This is a genomic window from Kitasatospora sp. NPDC059973 (assembly GCF_042737525.1).
GTDB lineage: Bacteria > Actinomycetota > Actinomycetes > Streptomycetales > Streptomycetaceae > Kitasatospora.
Window position 1 is genome coordinate 33,844 of the sequence record NZ_JBHWUI010000049.1, and the last position, 16,960, is coordinate 50,803.

11 protein-coding genes, 3 tRNA genes and 1 pseudogene are annotated in these 16,960 nt (G+C 74.9%); 8 read left to right on the top strand and 7 right to left on the bottom strand.

Features of this window, described 5'->3' with window-relative positions; all coding sequences use genetic code 11:
• Nucleotides 1-42 precede the first annotated feature (42 nt).
• The 6 genes and pseudogenes from ACFWA9_RS16005 to ACFWA9_RS16030 all read left to right on the top strand — a co-directional run bounded on the left by ACFWA9_RS16005 (nucleotide 43) and on the right by ACFWA9_RS16030 (nucleotide 6,198).
• Nucleotides 43-1,575 (top strand): hypothetical protein, encoded by a 1,533-nt coding sequence (locus ACFWA9_RS16005; protein ID WP_352290489.1) that lies wholly within the window; start codon nucleotides 43-45, stop codon nucleotides 1,573-1,575.
• A 75-nt stretch (nucleotides 1,576-1,650) separates the two neighbouring features.
• Complete coding sequence (locus tag ACFWA9_RS16010; protein ID WP_329488650.1) at nucleotides 1,651-2,643, top strand: SDR family NAD(P)-dependent oxidoreductase; 993 nt, start codon at nucleotides 1,651-1,653, stop codon at nucleotides 2,641-2,643.
• Nucleotides 2,644-2,716: 73 nt separating this feature from the next.
• A pseudogene (locus ACFWA9_RS16015) lies at nucleotides 2,717-3,424 on the top strand (NDP-sugar synthase); the annotation flags it as partial.
• A 134-nt stretch (nucleotides 3,425-3,558) separates the two neighbouring features.
• Entirely contained in the window at nucleotides 3,559-4,464 is a 906-nt protein-coding gene (locus ACFWA9_RS16020) for an NAD-dependent epimerase/dehydratase family protein (protein ID WP_380387570.1), read from the top strand.
• Nucleotides 4,461-5,156 (top strand): spherulation-specific family 4 protein, encoded by a 696-nt coding sequence (locus ACFWA9_RS16025; RefSeq protein WP_329488652.1) that lies wholly within the window; start codon nucleotides 4,461-4,463, stop codon nucleotides 5,154-5,156. The genes ACFWA9_RS16020 and ACFWA9_RS16025 overlap by 4 nt, the downstream gene beginning before the upstream one ends.
• 22 nt (nucleotides 5,157-5,178) lie before the next feature.
• Entirely contained in the window at nucleotides 5,179-6,198 is a 1,020-nt protein-coding gene (locus ACFWA9_RS16030; protein WP_380387573.1) for an endo alpha-1,4 polygalactosaminidase, read from the top strand.
• A 54-nt stretch (nucleotides 6,199-6,252) separates the two neighbouring features.
• On the opposite strand, the gene ACFWA9_RS16035 is transcribed toward ACFWA9_RS16030, so the two are convergent.
• Complete coding sequence (locus tag ACFWA9_RS16035) at nucleotides 6,253-6,453, bottom strand: hypothetical protein (RefSeq protein WP_329488653.1); 201 nt, start codon at nucleotides 6,451-6,453, stop codon at nucleotides 6,253-6,255.
• Nucleotides 6,454-6,626: 173 nt separating this feature from the next.
• Between ACFWA9_RS16035 and ACFWA9_RS16040 the strand changes: the two genes are divergently transcribed.
• The gene (locus tag ACFWA9_RS16040; RefSeq protein ID WP_352290485.1) at nucleotides 6,627-7,592 is read left to right on the top strand and encodes an aldo/keto reductase; all 966 of its coding nucleotides are present in this window, start codon (nucleotides 6,627-6,629) and stop codon (nucleotides 7,590-7,592) included.
• A 64-nt stretch (nucleotides 7,593-7,656) separates the two neighbouring features.
• On the opposite strand, the gene ACFWA9_RS16045 is transcribed toward ACFWA9_RS16040, so the two are convergent.
• The 6 genes from ACFWA9_RS16045 to ACFWA9_RS16070 all read right to left on the bottom strand — a co-directional run bounded on the left by ACFWA9_RS16045 (nucleotide 7,657) and on the right by ACFWA9_RS16070 (nucleotide 14,513).
• Entirely contained in the window at nucleotides 7,657-8,709 is a 1,053-nt protein-coding gene (locus ACFWA9_RS16045) for a C40 family peptidase (protein WP_380387578.1), read from the bottom strand.
• Complete coding sequence (locus ACFWA9_RS16050; RefSeq protein WP_380387580.1) at nucleotides 8,706-9,971, bottom strand: SPFH domain-containing protein; 1,266 nt, start codon at nucleotides 9,969-9,971, stop codon at nucleotides 8,706-8,708. The genes ACFWA9_RS16045 and ACFWA9_RS16050 overlap by 4 nt, the downstream gene beginning before the upstream one ends.
• Before the next feature lie 184 nt (nucleotides 9,972-10,155).
• Complete coding sequence (locus ACFWA9_RS16055; RefSeq protein ID WP_380387583.1) at nucleotides 10,156-13,425, bottom strand: Ig-like domain-containing protein; 3,270 nt, start codon at nucleotides 13,423-13,425, stop codon at nucleotides 10,156-10,158.
• A 592-nt stretch (nucleotides 13,426-14,017) separates the two neighbouring features.
• A tRNA-Arg gene (locus ACFWA9_RS16060) sits at nucleotides 14,018-14,093 on the bottom strand.
• Between the two features lie 33 nt (nucleotides 14,094-14,126).
• Nucleotides 14,127-14,202 (bottom strand) — tRNA-Arg (locus ACFWA9_RS16065).
• A 217-nt stretch (nucleotides 14,203-14,419) separates the two neighbouring features.
• Nucleotides 14,420-14,513 (bottom strand) — tRNA-Ser (locus ACFWA9_RS16070).
• Between the two features lie 176 nt (nucleotides 14,514-14,689).
• Here ACFWA9_RS16070 and ACFWA9_RS16075 point away from each other — a divergent pair.
• Nucleotides 14,690-16,915 (top strand): PAS domain-containing protein, encoded by a 2,226-nt coding sequence (locus ACFWA9_RS16075; RefSeq protein ID WP_380387586.1) that lies wholly within the window; start codon nucleotides 14,690-14,692, stop codon nucleotides 16,913-16,915.
• Nucleotides 16,916-16,960: the final 45 nt, after the last annotated feature.

The window sequence follows — 16,960 nt, forward strand, 5'->3', positions numbered from 1 at the left end:
CGCGTCCCGCGAAGCGGCCGCCGAGCGAAGCGAGGGGGGCGCATGAGCGGCCCGCTCCGCCTGGTGCCCGACGAGGCCGGCCCCGACTGGGCCGAGCAGACCGTACAGCTGCGCACCCTCCCGAGGGGGCGCCGCCGGCCCGTGCTGCCCGCGCAGCGACCCGTCCCCGAGCCCGAGGAGCAGCTGGAGCTCTCCCCGGACCCGCTGGACGAGCTCGCCGAGCGGCTCGCCGACGTCTGCGCCGACGCCGTCCACCCCTACGAGATCGCGGCCTTCCTGGAGTCCGACGGCCTCTCCGACGAGCAGGCCGGGCTGCTGTACGGCCGCCCCGACGCGTTCACCGTCGCCGAGGAGCTGTTCGAGAAGGTCGAGCGCCGCTACCCGGGCCCGAGCTCCGAGTTCGCCAACCCCTGGCGGGCCGACCCCTGGCGGTGCGTCGTGCGCGGCCTGGTGTTCGCCCTGCCCGGCCTCGGCTACCTGCTCGGCGCCAACCTGTTCGCGGCCACCCGGATGCGCTTCGGCCTCCCCTCGGGGATGCTCGCGCTCTCCGTCGCCACCCTGGTCAGCTGGTCGTGGAACCAGGCGCTGGCGCACCGCTCGTACGCCTGGCTGGGCCGCGGCCGGCGGCGTGCGGCCGGCGTCTGCCTGGCGGTCGGCGCACCGCTGGGCGCACTGGTCGCCGCCGTCGCCGGGTACGTGATCGGCGGTCCGCTCGGTGCGCTCTGCTTCGCCGCCGGGCAGTCCGGCTACCTGGCGGCGGCCACCGTCCTGCTGGTGCTCGGGCGGGAGAAGTTCCTGCTGGTGGCACTGGCGCCGTCGGCGATCGGGGCCGGCGTGGTGCTGGCCGTGGACGTGCCGCAACTCGTCCGGACGGTCGTGCTGCTGGCCTCGCTCGCGCTCGCGGTGGGCCTGGCCGGCCGGGAGATCGTCCGCTGTCTGCGCAGCGAGCAGGACACCACGGTGCTCCGGCTCCCGCTCCGCAAGGAGGTGCCGCACCTGCTGTTCGGCCTGGCCGTCGGCACCCTCACCATGATCGCCGGCCTCGGCACGACCGTCCACCAGGCGGTCCGCACCGGGGCCGCGGAAGGCGCGTCCGCCAGCCCGACGGGGCCGGCCATGATCGCGCTGACGCTCAGCCTCGGGCTCGCCGAGTGGCTGCTGTTCCGCTACCGGGCGATGGCCGTGGCCGGGCTGCGGACCAGCCACACCCCGGCCGCGTTCGCCCGCCGCACCGCCGGCGTGCTGCTCGGCTGCCTGTTCATCTACCTCACCACCGTGGCCGCGCTGGACGCCGCCGCCACCGTGCTCTGGCCCGGCGCCCCGGCGCTCGGGGTCCCGGAGCTCGGTGCGCTGCTGCTGCTCGGCGGCTCCCTCTGGCTGGCGCTGCTGCTGAACGCCTTCGGGTTCAGCTGGAGCACCGCCCTGATCTGTCTGGCAGCCGCGGGCGCCGAGTGCGCCGGACTGCTGACCGGTGTCGACCCGACCGTCCTGCAGCTGATCGGCTGCGGGGCCGCGGCCGCGGTCCTCACCGCCATCGCCGGGCCCGTGCTCGGCCGCACCACCAGGCACCGCTGAACCACCAGTGCTGGGTCACCACCGTTCCGCGCCCAGCCGTCCCCACCCGTACCAGAGCAGAAAGCGATCTACCGGATGAGCAACGTCGCCGTTACCGGAGCCGAGGGCTTCATCGGCTCCCACCTCGTCGAGACCCTGGTCGCGGACGGCCATCAGGTCCGCGCCATGGTGCAGTACAACTCCTTCTCCTCCTTCGGATGGCTGGAGACCCTCCCCAAGGAGGTGCTGGACTCCGTCGAGATCGTCCTCGGCGACGTCCGGGACCCGGGCTCCGTCACCGGCCTGGTCAAGGGCACCGAGGCGGTCTACCACCTGGCCGCCCTGATCGCGATCCCGTACTCCTACCGGGCTCCGCACTCCTACGTCGACACCAACGTCACCGGCACCCTCAACGTGCTGGAGGCGGTGCGCCACCTCGACGTGCCGCGCCTGGTGCACACCTCCACCAGCGAGACCTACGGGACCGCGCAGACCGTGCCGATCACCGAGGACCACCCGATCAACACCCAGTCCCCGTACGCCGCCTCCAAGGCCGGCGGGGACCGGCTCGCCGACAGCTACTACGCGAGCTTCGAGACCCCGGTCGTCACGCTGCGCCCGTTCAACACCTTCGGCCCGCGCCAGTCGATGCGCGCCGTCATCCCCACCGTGATCGCCCAGGTGGCCGCCGGCGAGCGCGAGATCACCCTGGGCGACCTGCGCCCGACCCGTGACTTCACCTTCGTGAAGGACACCGCCAACGCCTTCCGCACGGTCGGCACCGCCCCGGCCGAGACCGTGGTCGGCAGGACCTTCAACGCCGGCACCGGCGGCGAGATCTCGGTCGGCGACCTGGTCGTCCTGATCGGCAAGCTGATGGGCGCCGACCTCACGGTGAAGGAGGACGAGCAGCGCATCCGTCCGGCCAACTCCGAGGTGATGCGCCTGGTCGCGGACGCGACCCGGCTGCGCACGGCCACCGGCTGGGCCCCGGAGTTCTCCCTGGAGCAGGGCCTTGAGCAGACCATCGAGTTCTTCCGCGACCCCGCCAACCTGGCGCGCTACAAGACCGACATCTACAACGTCTGACCTGCCGCACCTCACTGGCAGCACCGGCAACCACAAGGCTCCTGTCGCACCATACTTCCGTGGGGGAAACACCATGCACGCAGTGATCCTGGCCGGTGGCAAGGGCGTTCGCCTTCGTCCCTACACCACCGCCCTCCCCAAGCCGCTCGTCCCGATCGGCGACCAGCACGCGATCCTGGAGATCGTGATGCGCCAGCTCGCCGCGGCGGGCTTCACCTCCGTCACCCTGGCCATCGGCCACCTCGGCCACATCATCCGCGCCTACGTCGGCAACGGCTCCCAGTGGGGGCTCCGGGTCGGCTACGCCGTCGAGGACAGCCCGCTCGGCACCATGGGCCCGCTGCTCACCATGCAGGACCGGCTGCCCGAGCACTTCCTGGTGATGAACGGCGACATCCTCACCGACCTGGACTTCGCCGGGGTGCTCAAGCACCACGAGTCCTCCGGGGCGCCGCTCACCATCGCCACCTACGCCCGCCAGGTCAAGATCGACTTCGGTGTGCTGACCACCGAGTCCGGCTCGATCACCGGCTTCCAGGAGAAGCCGACCATCGACTACCGGGTCTCGATGGGTGTCTACGGCGTGTCGCGCTCGGCGCTCGCCGCCTACACCCCGGGCCTGCCGCTGGGCTTCGACGAGCTGGTCCTCGACCTGCTCGCCGCGCAGACCCCGCCGGCCGCCTACGAGTTCGGCGGCTACTGGCTCGACATCGGCCGCCCGGACGACTACGACCGGGCCAACGCCGAGTTCGCGCTCAACCGCTCGGTGCTGCTCCCCGGCGAGCCCGAGGGCCTGTACGCCGTGCCGAACAGCCTGGGAGCGGCGGTCCCGGCCGCCCGCACCGCGGCGGACGCCGCCGACGGGCAGCCGACGGCCTCCGCCGCGACGGGCCCCGAGAACGACGGACGGGCCGCGTGAGAATCCTGCTGCTCGGCGTGGACGGCTTCCTCGGCCGGCACGCCGCCACCGTCCTGCGGTCACTTTCCGGAGCCACCGTGCTGACCGCCGGGCGGCGGCCCGACCACGACCTGCGCCTGGACCTCGCCACCGCGCAGGCCGGTCCGCTCGGCGAGGAGCTGGCCGCGCTCACCCCGGACGCGGTGGTGAACTTCGCCGGCGCGGTGTCCGGCAGCGCGGTCACGCTCGCCGAGGTCAACGCGCGCGGCCCGGCCGTGCTCTGCGAGGCCCTGGCCCAGGGCGCGCCGAAGGCCCGGCTGGTGCACATCGGCTCGGCCGGCGAGTACGGCGTCTGCGAGCCCGGCAGCTCCCTCGCCGAGGACGCCGACGCCCGCCCGGTCGGCGTCTACGGCGCGACCAAGCTGGCCGGCTCCCTCGCGGTGGCCGGCTCGCCGCTGGACGCCGTGGTGCTGCGGGTGTTCAACCCGGTCGGACCGGGCGCACCGGCCGGCTCGCTGCCCGGCCGGCTCGCCGCCGAGCTGCGCCGGGCCGCGCCGCAGGGCGCCGACGGCGTGGTGGAGGTCGGGGACCTCTCGGCCCACCGCGACTTCGTCGACGCCCGGGACGTCGCCCGCGCGGTCGGCCTGGCCGTCGCCGCCGAGCACCCGCTGCCCCGGGTGCTCAACCTCGCCTCCGGGCGGGCGAAGCCGGTCCGGGCGATCGCGGACGGCCTGGCCGCCGCGGCCGGGTTCACCGGCCGGATCGACGAGAGCGGTGCCGGCTCCGAGCGCTCGGCCGCCGTCTCCTGGCAGCAGGCCGAGGTCTCGGCCGCCGCCCGGGAACTCGGCTGGCACCCGGAGACGGACCTCGCCGACACCCTGCGCGACCTCTGGCTCAGCACCGATCCCCTGGTCACCGGATGACCGGCGCGAGCCCTGTCGACGGCCGCCTGCTGGTGCCGCTGTACGTCCACCCCGCGGTGGACCCGGCGGCCTGGCAGGCGGTCGCCGCCGCCGACCCGGGCCGGATCGCCGCCGTCGTGCTGAACCTGGCCGACGGCCCCGGCGCCGTCCCCGACAACGTCTTCGCCGAGGCCGCCGACGAGCTGCGCAAGGCGGGCCTCCCGCTGCTCGGCTACGCCGACACCGACTACGGCCGACGACCCCACGCCGCCGTGGTCGACGACATCCTGACGTACCGTCAGCGACACGGCATCACCGGCGTCTACCTCGACCAGGTCGCCACCCACCCGGGTGCGCTGGCGCACTACCGGCGGCTCGCCACCGCGGCCCGCGCCGCCGGTTGCGCGACCGTGGTGTTCGGCCACGGCGACCACCCCGATCCCGGCTACGCCGAGGTCGGGCTCGCCGACCTGCTCGTCACCTTCGAGGGGGACTGGGAGGCGTACCGCGCGATGACCCTGCCGGTCTGGACCGGCCGGCACGCCGCCGCCCGGTTCTGCCACCTGGTGTACGACGTCCCCGCCGAGGAGGCCGGGGAGGCCGCCGCGCTGATCACCGCCCGCCGGGCCGGCGTCGGCTGCGCGGTCCCGGGCGCCGGGGAGAACCCCTGGAGCACCCTGCCGCACGCCCTGGCCGTCACCGAACCGACCTGACCCCACCCGGAGTTCGAGTACCGTGACCCGTCCCACCCGGCCCCTGCTGGCCGCCCTCGCCCTGACCACCGCCCTGGTGCTGACCTCGTGCAGCAGCTCGGGCCAGGAGGACGAGGACGACACCTCGGCCGACGCCACCGGCTCCCAGCCGCCCGCGGCCACCGCCGCACCCGTCCCGGGCACCCCGTCCGCACCCGCGACGACCGACCCCGGGACACCGAGCGCCCCCGGCACCCCGGCGCCCGCGACCACCCCGGGCACGCCGAGCGACCCGGGAACACCGGGCACGCCGCCGGCCCCGGGCACCCCCTCGGTGCCCGGCACCCCGGCGCAGCCCGCCGGCGCCCGCTGGCAGCCCACCCCCGGCCTCGCCTGGCAGTGGCAACTCGGCGGCGGGGTCGACCAGTCGGTGGACGTGCCGGTCTACGACGTGGACGGCTTCGAGACCGACGCCGCCGTGGTCGCCGCCCTGCACGCCAAGGGCCGGAAGGTGATCTGCTACATCAACGCCGGCTCCTGGGAGGACTTCCGCCCCGACGCCGCCGCCTTCACCAAGGCCCTCCAGGGCTCCGGCAACGGCTGGAAGGGCGAGAAGTGGTTCGACATCCGCAAGCTGGACCAGCTGAAGCCGCTGATGGCGGCCCGATTCGACATGTGCCGGAGCAAGGGCTTCGACGCCGTCGAACCGGACACCATCGAGGCCTACAACCAGAACAGCGGCTTCCCGCTGACCGCCGAGGACCAGCTGCGGTACAACCGCATGCTGGCCTCGCTCGCCCATGAGCGCGGCATGGCGATCGGCCTGAAGAACGACCTGGACCAGATCCCCGCCCTGCTGCCCGACTTCGACTTCGCCGTGAACGAGGAGTGCGCGCAGTTCGACGAGTGCGCCCGGCTCTCGCCCTTCATCCAGGCGGGGAAAGCGGTCTTCCACGTCGAGTACAAGCTCGGCACGGAGAAGTTCTGTGCCCGGACCAAGTCGCTGGGCCTCAGCTCCATGCAGAAGAAGTTGGAGCTGGACGCCTGGCGGAAGCCCTGCTGAGGCCCCGTCGGGGCAGCAGGGCGGACCGGCCCGCCAGGCACTCCGTCGGACGGATTACTTGACAGCCAGCCAGATGACGGCGCCCACCACGACCAGCGCGACGACGGCGATCACGGCGATCAGGCCGGTCCGGTTGCCGCCGCTGCTGCTGCCATAGGTGGAGACGGAGCCCGGAGCCTGGGGTGCCGGGGTCTCGTCGACGAACGCCCGGAACATCTGGGTGTTGCCGGCGGGGTCGTAGTCGTTGTCAGCCATGGCACGGACTCTAACGAATCCGCCGACCCCGCCGACACCCCGGACCCTCCTCCGGCGCCCCGCCCCACCCGCCGGCCCGGGCGGGGCGGGGCGGGGCGGGGCGAGTACGACAGGCACGTGAACTCTGCCGCGACCACGGAATGCCGGTCCGGGCGATCCGGTTGACTCGGGTCATGACCGGAATCCACAGTGACGCCCCCGGCCGGGTCCGGCTCGGCACCTCCGACCTCGCCGTCCACCCCCTCTCCCTGGGCGGCAACGTCTTCGGCTGGACGGCCGACGAACAGCAGTCGTTCGCCGTCCTGGACGCCTACACCGCCGCCGGCGGCAACTTCGTCGACACCGCCGACACCTACTCCTCCTGGGTGCCCGGCAACACCGGCGGCGAGTCCGAGAGCATCATCGGCGACTGGCTGCGCAGCCGCGGCAACCGCGACGACCTGGTGATCGCCACCAAGGTCGGCCTCCACCCCGAGGCGCGCGGCCTGGGCGCGGCCACCATCAAGTCCTCGGTCGAGGGCTCACTGCGCCGGCTCGGCATCGAGCACATCGACCTCTACTACACCCACCAGGACGACGACACCCCGGTGGAGGAGTTCATCACCGCGCTGGACGACCTGGTGAAGGAGGGCAAGGTCCGCGAGATCGCCGCCTCCAACATCGGCGCCGAGCGGCTCGCCGAGGCGCTGGCCTTCTCCGAGCGCGAGGGCCTGGCCGCGTACGTCGCCGTCCAGCCGCACTACAACCTGGTCTCCCGCGCCACCTTCGAGGGCCCGCTCGCCGACGTGGTCGCCGCGCACGGCCTGGCCACGGTGCCCTACTACGCCCTCGCCTCCGGCTTCCTGACCGGCAAGTACCGGCTCGGCGGCGGCGAGGTGGCCAGCGCCCGCTCCGAGGGCGCCTCCCGCTACCTGGCCGACCCGCGCGGCCCCAAGGTGCTGGAGGCGCTGGACACCGTCGCCGCCGAGCACGAGGCGGAAATCGCCACGGTGGCCCTGGCCTGGCTGACCACCCGCCCGACGGTCGCCGCGCCGATCGCCAGCGCCCGCCGGGTCGAGCAGCTGCCGCCGCTGCTGGCCGCCGCCTCGCTGCGCCTCACCCCGGAGCAGCTCGCCCTGCTGGACGCCGCCTCCGCCTGACCCCGGCGCGCGGCGGCCCCCGGCGGAATCGATCCGCTCGGGGGCCGCCGCGCCGGACCCGCCGTTACGGCCGCCCGAAATGGGTCGGGTAGAAGCCGCTGCTGAGGGTGGAGACCCGCACCGTCTTCCCCGGGCGGGGTGCCTCGACGAACTTTCCGCCGCCGAGGTAGATCCCCACGTGGTGGATCCCGGAGGCCCGGCCGCTGTCCGACCAGAACAGCAGGTCACCGCGGTGCAGCTGTCCGGCGGTGATCGGGGTGGTGGCCGCGTACTGGTCGTCCGCCACCCGCGGCAGGCTGATGCCGCTGCGCCGGTAGGCCTGCTGGACCAGCCCCGAGCAGTCGAAGCCCGACGGGCCGTCACCGCCCCAGACGTAGGGCTTGCCGAGCTGGGCGAGCGCGTAGTCGATCGCCGACTGCGTGCCGCGGGAGGACGGCCCGCTGCCGGCGGCCGGCCGGTCGGGCGCCGGGTCCGACCCGCCGCCGGTCCCGCCGGTGCGGCTGAGGTAGATGTCGTAGTGGCTGGTGTACCGCCACTCGCCGCTGCCGTTCTTGAACCAGTACTTCGAGCCGTCCCAGCCCTGCCGCAGACCTGAGGACGACCCGCTCGACGACCCGCTCGACGAGGTGGGCGCCGGCGTGGACGCGGCGCCGTTGGAAACGGCCGCCTTGCCGGACGCGCCGGTCGCGCCGGTCGCGCCGGTACGGGCGGCGTAGACGTCGTAGTGGCCGGTCCAGCGCCAGGTGCCGTTCGCGGCCTTGAACCAGTACTTCGAGCCGTCCCAGCCCTGCTTGCCGGGCGCGGCGTGCGCGGACCCGGCACCGGCCGTCAGACCGACCACGCCGGCTCCCGCCAGCACGGTGGTGGCCAGGCAGGTGGTCCGCACGACGCGGTGTATTCGCGCGCCACCGGACGTCCCGGCCGCCGGGCGGGCGGTGCGCGGCCGGGCCGCGCAGTTCGGGCAGCCGCAGCCCGCCACGGCGGGGATGCTGCCGAGGGTCTCCTCGAAACCGATCAGCGCGGCGCCGGCACCGGCGAACTCCGCCTCGAAGTCGGCTTCGAACTCGGCCTCGACGTCGGTCTCGAAACCGGTCTCCGTGCCGATGGCTATCCTCATGCCGGTCGTCCTTCCTTCCGCCCGGCCCGAGCGGCCGGGGACGGTACCGAAGCGGCCACTCCGGCCGGGGCGACGAAGGCGACCAGCAACTGCTCCATCAGAGCGCTGCGGGCGGCCTCGTCGAGCTCGTGCGCGGTCGCGCGCTCCAGCCGGCGGACGGCGAGCGCCGCCGCCTCGACCGCGTCGTCCACCAGCACCGTGCGCAGGCCCGCGTCCAGGTCGGCCAGCCGGCGCCGGCGCATCGACTCGGCGACCTCGGGCGCGTAGTCCAGCCCGAGCGGCTGCGCCGAGTAGACCTCCAGCCCGGCCGGGGCGACCTCGGCAGCCAGCGCCCTGGTCAGCTCGTCGGCGAACCACTGGCCGTCGCGCAGCGCCGGGCCGGGGGCCGCGTTGCTGTCGCACGGCAGCATGGACGCCGTCCGGGTCAGCACCGCCTGCACCTGCTCGCGCAGGTAGTGCTCGTGGTCCTCGATCGCCAGCAGCGCCCGGGCGGTGTCCTTGACCCGCCAGACGATCAGCAGCCGCACGACGATCGGCGTACCGGTCCGGTCGACCACCTTGACCGGCTCGCTGCGCCAGTGCCGCAGCCGCACGTCCACCCGGCGCCGGCGCAGCAGCGGGTTGACCCAGACCAGACCGGTGCGCCGGACGGTGCCGCGGTAGCGGCCCCAGCGGCTGAGCACCCGGGTCTCACCGCCCGCGTTGGCCAGCAGCCCGGCCAGCGCGAGGACGATCAGCAGACCGGCCGCGCTGACCGCGACGCCGGACCGCACCGTCACCTCCGCCCCGCCGCTGGCCCGGGCGGCGGCACCGCGCAGATCGGGCAGCGCCTCCCAGGACGGGATGACGCCGTCGTTCAGCAGGACGAGCACGACGGCGGTCACCCCCGCCAGCAGCGCCAGCAGCGCGATCCAGCCGGGCAGCACCGCGGCTCCGTGCTCGCGCAGCGCCTGGTCGGCGCGCGGGGGCCGGCGGGAGGTGGTCGCGGTGACCGCGTCGGCCGGGGCGGCCGGGGCGGCCTCCGGCAGCTCCACCGCCTCCAGGACCGCCGTCTCCAGCGGGTCGCGCAGGTCGACCGGCGTGACCGCCGGACCGGGGACGACCGCCAGCGGCGTGGTCGCCGGCCCGTTGTCGACGGGTTTGCCCGTCTTGGGCGCCCTCGCCATCGGGCTGGAGCCGGAGGCGGAACGTTCCCGCAGGGTCGGCGGCAACGCCTTGGGCAGATTGTCGGGTCGCTGCGAAGAATCGCGGGTGACGTCCATGCACGGATCCTCGGGTTCGGTGTGTCGCGCAACGGGCGGCCCGGATCTGACGGGCAGTGCCAGAGTCAGGCTAAGTTCATACGTCATCAAATGCGACATTTGCGATAGAGCGTGTCGACATTTACTGACGAATCATCCGTAGCCGATCTGACGCGCAGGCACATGAGCGGATGGTCGGAGCGGTTCAGCGTCGTCGGGCGCCGGGGCCTCGGGCGAAGACCCGGCGGGTGATCAGGCCGACCCCGGTGAGCAGCAGCAAGAGACCTGCGAGCCCAGCGCGCCAGCCCTCCGACCGGGAGTGGTCGGACGCGGGCTGCGCCTGCGTCGCCCCGCTCTCCGGGGAGGGCTCCGCGGACTGCTCGGCCGGGGGTGCGGCCAGGGCCCGGGAGGTCTCGGGCGAGACCTGCCCGGCGGGCACCGCCGGCGCGGCCCCGGCGGTCGGGGTGGCGGTGGCGGCGGCTGTGGGGACGGCCGCGGTGGGGGCGGTTGACGGGGCGGCCGAAGTGGCTGGAGTTGTCGAAGCGGCCGGTGAGGTCGGCGCCGCCGGGGCCGCCGGGGTGGCCGTGCCGGTCGCACCGGAGGCGGACGCCCCGGCACTCGGGCTCGGGGCCGGTCCGGCGCTCGGGCTCGCACTCGCACTCGCACCGGCCGGGGGCACCGTCCCGGTGGCGGGCGGGACGACGATCGGCAGCAGCCCGGGCAGGACAGCCTCCAGGACGGGCTCGGCGCCGGGGGGAGTCGGAGCGGCGGGGGCGGTGGGGGCAGTGGGGACGGACGGGCTCGGCGGGGCGGGCACCGACGGCGAGACCGTCGGCACGGGCACGGCGGGGGCCGTCGCCGTAGGCCGGTCGGCCGACGGCGAGACGGCCGACCCGGGCGGCGTGGGAGCCGCCGGAGCCAGAGCCGCCGCAGACGCGGACGGCACCACCACGGCGGGCGCGGAGGGCGGCACCGCGACCGCCGGCCCCGACGCCAAGGGAACGGCCGGCGCGGGAACAGATGGCGCGGGAACAGACGGTGCCGGAACGGACGGTGAGGGAGCGGACGGTGACGGCGCGCCGGGCACCGGAACCGCCGGGACGGTCGACGCCGCCGCAGGAGTGGACGCCGGTGCCGAGGGCGACGGCGAGGCCACCGAAGGGGACGGCGCAGGGGACGGCGTCCCCGGCGCGGGCGGGACGGCCGCCGCGACCCGGACGGTGACCGCGTCCGCCGCCGTCCCGTTGCCCGCCAGGTCGGTCGCCGTGACGACCAGCCACTGCTCGCCGTCCGTCAGGTCACGGTTGGCCGCGCAGGTCCAGCTGCCGTCGACGGCGGCGGTGGCACCGCAGGCCACGATCCGCTCCGCCGAGGCCGAGCTGCCGGCCCGGGCGGTGACGATCACGCGGGCCCCTGGCTCGGCCCGGCCGCCCAGCTTCGGGCGCGCCACCCGGACCGTCTCGCCCGCCGCCGGCGTGGTCAGCACCGGCCGGTCCGGCGGCACCGTGTCGACGACCAGCGTGAAGACCTGGCCCGGCGTCCGGTTCCCGGCGGCATCGACGGCGTTCGGCGTCAGCTGGTGGCGCCCGTCCGGCAGGTTCTCCACCGGCAGGCAGGACCACCCGCCGTCGGACCGCACCGCCGTGCTGCACAGCTCGCCGCCCGCACCACCGCCGGCGCCGCCTCGTGCCCCGGCCGGCCGGTCGGTGACCGAGACGGTGCTGCCCGGCTCCCCCGTGCCGGTCAGCTGGAGGCCGGGGTCGTTGGTGTATTCGGGGAGGGTGAGCACGGGAGCCGTGGGCGGGGCGGTCTTCACGGTGACCCGGACCGGATCGCCGCGCAGCACCAGCCCGCCACTGGTGGTCTCGACCGGGGTGAGGGTGTGCGCGCCCGCGGTCAGCGGCCCGCTCGGCCGGCAGGACCAGTCACCGCCCTTCTCGACCCGGGTCTTGCAGACCACCGCGTCCCCGTCGCGCACCTCGACCGTCGCTCCGGCCACCGCCCCCTCACCGCGCACCTGCGGGCGGGCGTCGGCGACGACGGTGCCGTCGACCGGGGTGGCGATCTCCGGCCGGGCGGCACCGACCGTCAACCTGATCCGCTGGTCCGAGACCTGCCCGGAGTCGGCGAAGCCGCCGGCCGACACCAACTGGGCCGCGTCGCGGCCGATCCGCAGCCGGGCCCAGGTCTCCCCCGACGACGCGTTGGCGGGGACGGTCCACTCCAGGGTCGCGCTGTCCGCCGTGGCCGGGACCTCGGTCTGCACCCGCTCGGCGGGGTCGAACCGGCCGTTGCGGTCGAAGTCGACCCAGCCGGCCAGGGTGGCGGGGGCGCCGCCCACCGCGACCGGGACGGTGACCCGGTAGTACCGGCCGATCGCGGCCTCGGCCGGGTAGCCGACGGCCGGATCGCCGCCCTGGTACTCGCCGCGCCCGGGCTGGAGCCGAGGCGGTGCCGGGCTGGAGAAGACGCTGCGCCGGCCGGCGCCGTGGTCGAGCTGGACCAGCGGCTCGCCGGCCGCGTCCGTACCCCCGGCCGGGGTGGCGGGCGGCACCAGCGGGGTCGTGCCGGTGGTGGCGGCCCGCCGGCCGAGCCGGGCGGCGCCGCCGGCGTCCGCTCCGAGGAAGAGGTCGGAGAGCAGGTGGGAGGCGTTGTCGTAGCCCTGCGGGGCGGTGCCGACGCCCTCGTCCAGGGTGACGGTGTAGGCCTGGAGGAGCGGCGCCGGCGCGGGCGCGGCGGTGGAGCCGGCCCGGGCGGTGGAGCGCTGCTCGACCCGGAAGACGGCCGTGCGGAAGGTCCCGGCCAGCTCCAGGCTGCCCTCGGCGGCGGATCCGGCGTCGGCGGCGGCGCCCGCTCCGGCCGGGGCCAGGCTGTTGCCGTCGACCGTCCAGCCCGGCCAGTCGGTCCGGTTGACCAGGGCGGGTGCGCCCGGTGAGCCGCCGGTGAGCGACAGACGCGAGACGGTGCTGGTGGCCCCGCCCTTTCCGGTGGCGACGGCGGAGAGTCCACTGACATGCAGGCGGGGATTGCGGACCGGCCGGGAAAAGGCGATGCCGAGTGTTCCGACCGTGCGCCAGGAACCGTCCGTCTGCGGATGGTTGTCGGTGATCCGGAAGGTCTGCGCGGGATCTCCGGGCCGCAGTCCGTCCGTATAGAGGGCGGCCGCCCGACCGCCGCCGAACCGCTCGGCCAATTCCCCCGGCTCGGCCGCGACGTCGAATCCCGGGGCGGCGGAGAAATCGATGTGGACGGTGAGGCCGGAGGGAAGGACGGCACTCCGGTCCCCCGACCAGGTGTCGGGGGACTGCTGGGCGGCGGAGGTGGGCGGGTTCCAGCCGATCAGCAGCGCGGCCGCCAGAGCCGCCGAGGCACCGGCCGCCACCAGACGCGGCCGCCGCATTCCTCCCGCCCGGTGCGCGGGCCGGGCCGGGGCCGGGGCGGACAGGGCGGCATCGCGGGGGAACTGTCGGCTCATCCGGCTCTCCTTCGGTATCGGCTGCCGGGGTGGCCGGGCAGTCTGGGCACAAGATCTGACAAAACGGAATCACGATCCTGGGCCGGTCATACTGCGACACCTGCGCTATCGGCCGGGTCCCACCCGTTCGGCGGTCATCCGACCGGCAGGAAAGGATGTACCCGAAGGGAATGGATTTCATCCATTAGCGGCGTATCGCGGGGAATCCGGGGGATTCCGATCGGGCCCCGCGGACCGGTACCTGACCGTGCGTCGAGCGCTCCGTTGCGCACGACCGTTGCGCACCACCGGTGCGGACGACCGGTGCGAACGATCGGTGCGCTCGGCGGAGCCGGCGCCCGCACCTATCCACGCCGGGAGCGACTTCGCGACCGTTCGCCCACAGGGCCGGCTTCGCCGAGGGGCTCCACCGGCAGCCGTCCGAGCCCGGCCGCGGCGCCCGCGGCCCGGCCGCCCGGAGCCCTCAGTCCGGCCGCGGCGGACGGCCGGGCGGTCCGGAGCTGGGCCGAGCGCCCGGGCCGAGCGGGGGCCGACGGCCGACACGCGCCCGGAAAACGGAGAAGCCCCCGGCCGGTGGCCGGGGGCTTCTCGCTGGTGCGCTCAGCAGGATTCGAACCTGCAACCTCTTGATCCGTAGTCAAGTGCTCTATCCGTTGAGCTATGAGCGCAAGTGCCGGGCGGAACCCGGCCTTGCGAAGGTTTGGTGCGCTCAGCAGGATTCGAACCTGCAACCTCTTGATCCGTAGTCAAGTGCTCTATCCGTTGAGCTATGAGCGCTCGCCCTGGTGAACGTGCCAGCGGGGCGTTGCGGGGACAACATTACATGACCTGCGACGCGGGGCGAAATCGATTGATCCGGGCCCCGGAACGACCGGGCGGCGGCCCGATCCCCCGGCCCTCCGCGACCGGGCGCGCTCGGCGTCCGGCCCGGCCCCGACCGGGCCCCGGACATGCGAGAAGCCCCGCCGACGTGATCGTCGACGGGGCTCCCGGCTGGCGGAGGCTGAGGGATTTGAACCCTCGATGGGCTTTAAGACCCAAACCGCATTAGCAGTGCGGCGCCATAGACCGGACTAGGCGAAGCCTCCCCACATGGATCGCGCCCGCGTGGCGGACTCGCTCCGTGTGCCAGTGATGATGCCACAACCCGAGGGCCCGGCACCAACCACCGCCAACGTTACTAGGCGGGTCGTCCCCGCCGCAAAGAAGAATGAGATACTGCCTTCTCCGGAGGAGCTGCCCTGAGCCGAGGAGACCTGTCGACGTGAGCAGCAGGCCGATCCGAGGCGCTGCTCGCCTCGCCGCCATACTCGACGCCCTGCCCGACGCGTTGTTGCTGGTGAACAGCAACGGCACGGTCGTCGATGCCAACAGCGCAGCGGTCCAGGCGCTCCAGACACCCGGCACCTCACTGGTCGGCATGGGCGTACTGGACCTGCTGCCGGAGTTCGACCCGAGCCGGATCCCCGGCTCGATGCGGCCGAAACCGCGCGAGGACGACGCCCTCGACCGCCCGGTCCGGATGACCGCCCGCCGTACCGACGGCAGCACGTTCCCGGTCGAGGTCTCGGGCAACGACTTCGCCGACGACGGCGCGAGCGAGGGGCGGGGCTACGCGCTCTCCCCGCTCGTCCCCTACGACCCGTACCGCGAGGGCTCCCGGCCCTCCGGCAGCGACCTGCTCCTGCTGCTGGTCCGCGACCTCTCCAGCCGGCTCGGCGTCGAGGCGGAGCTGCGCCGTCAGCACAAGCAGACCGAGATGATCCTGCGGGCCGCCGCCGAGGGCGTGCTGGGCGTGGACCTCGAAGGCCGCTGCGTGCTGGTCAACCCGGCCGCCGCGCACATCCTGGAGTACCGGGCGAGCGAGCTGGGCGGGCGTGAGCTGCACCCGCTGATCCAGCACTCCCGGGCCGACGGCACCCCGCTGGCGCTGGAGGAGTCCGCGCTGCTGGACACCCTGACCTCCGGGCGCAAGCACCGGGTGCGCGGCACCGTGCTCTGGCGCAAGGACGGCCGTCCGGTCACCGTCGACCTCACCACCGCCCCGGTGCGCGACGGCGACCAGCTCGTCGGCGCGGTGATGACCTTCACCGACCGCAGCCGCGAGCTGGCCCTCGTCGCCCGCAACGAACACCTCACCGCCGTCCTGGAGAGCGAGCTGGGCGGCGCCCTGACCGCGCTGCACCGGCGGATCGACGCGCTCGCCGCCGACCCGGCCGGCCAGCTCTGGCCGGAGGCCAACTGGACGCTGCGACGGCTGGCCGACGAGTGCCGGCGGTTCGGCAAGCTGATCGACGGCGTCCTGGCCCACCAGCGCTCCGAGGCCGAGAACGCGGCCGGCGGCCCGGCCGACGACAAGGACGGCGCGAAGCCCGCCGCCGACCGGGTGCCGGTCGGCCTGGACAAGGTGATCCGCAAGGCCGTCGAGCACGCGGGCGAGCTGGTCGGCGCGGGTCGGGTGCGGTTCTCCGTGCACGCCGCCGCCGTCGAGGTGATCGCCGACCGGGAGCGGCTCGCCCAGGCGCTGGCCCACCTGGTCGCCGACGTCAGCGGGGTGGCGCTCTCGCTCGACGCCCCGCCCGCCGTCGGCTCCCCCGGACTGAACCCCGCCGGGACGGCCGCGCCGGCCCCGGCCGAGGGCGACGCCCCGATGGTGGTGCTCGCGGCTGCCCAACGCGGCGACGTCGCCCGGGTGGAGATCCGCGGCCCCGGACGCGGCGGCAGCCCCGTCCACCTGCCGATAGCCCGCACGGTGGTCGAGCGCCACGGCGGCGTGCTCCAGCCGCACGAGCTGCCCGGCAAGGCCGGCACCACGTACGTCGTCGAACTGCCGCTGGACCCGGTCGCGGCGAAGGCCGCCGCCGAACGCGCCTCGGCCGAGGGCCGGTCGGACCGGCCCAAGGAGAGCGACAGCGCGGTGCTGCCCGACCTGCCGGGCATCCCGCAGCTGCCCGCGGCCCGGCGCCCCGAGGACGACACCGAGAAGGCACCGGCCGACGGCCCGGCGCCCGCCGGGGCGTCCGACCCGGCGGGCGGACCGGAGCAGGCCGTGAACGAGGAGCCGGCGCAGCCGCCGGTGGCCGAGCGGCGCGGGCGCCGGGGCCGGCCGGCGGCCGAACCCGAGGCCGTGCCCGAGGCCGTGCCCGAGGCCGACGCGGCGGCCGCCGCCGACCGTTGGCCGAACGCCCCGGCACGGGTCGAGCGGGCCGTCCCCGAGCAGTGGAACGGCACCGGCAACGACCCCGCCTACGGGCGCCAGGGCGCGAGCGCCACCACCGCCCAGCCGAGCGACCCGTGGGGCAAGGACGACGGCCGGTCCGGCACCGCGTACGCGGTGCCGGTCGACGGCCTCCCGGAGGAACCCGCCGCGGCCGCTCCGGCGGCGCCGCGCGGCCCGTTCGCGCTCGGACCCGGCACCCCACCCGCCGACCCCGCCCCACCGGCTCCGGCTGGGTCCGCATGGAGTTCATCGTCCCGTCGCGCGGCCTGATCGGCTTCCGGACCCAGTTCCTGACCGACACCCGCGGCACCGGCA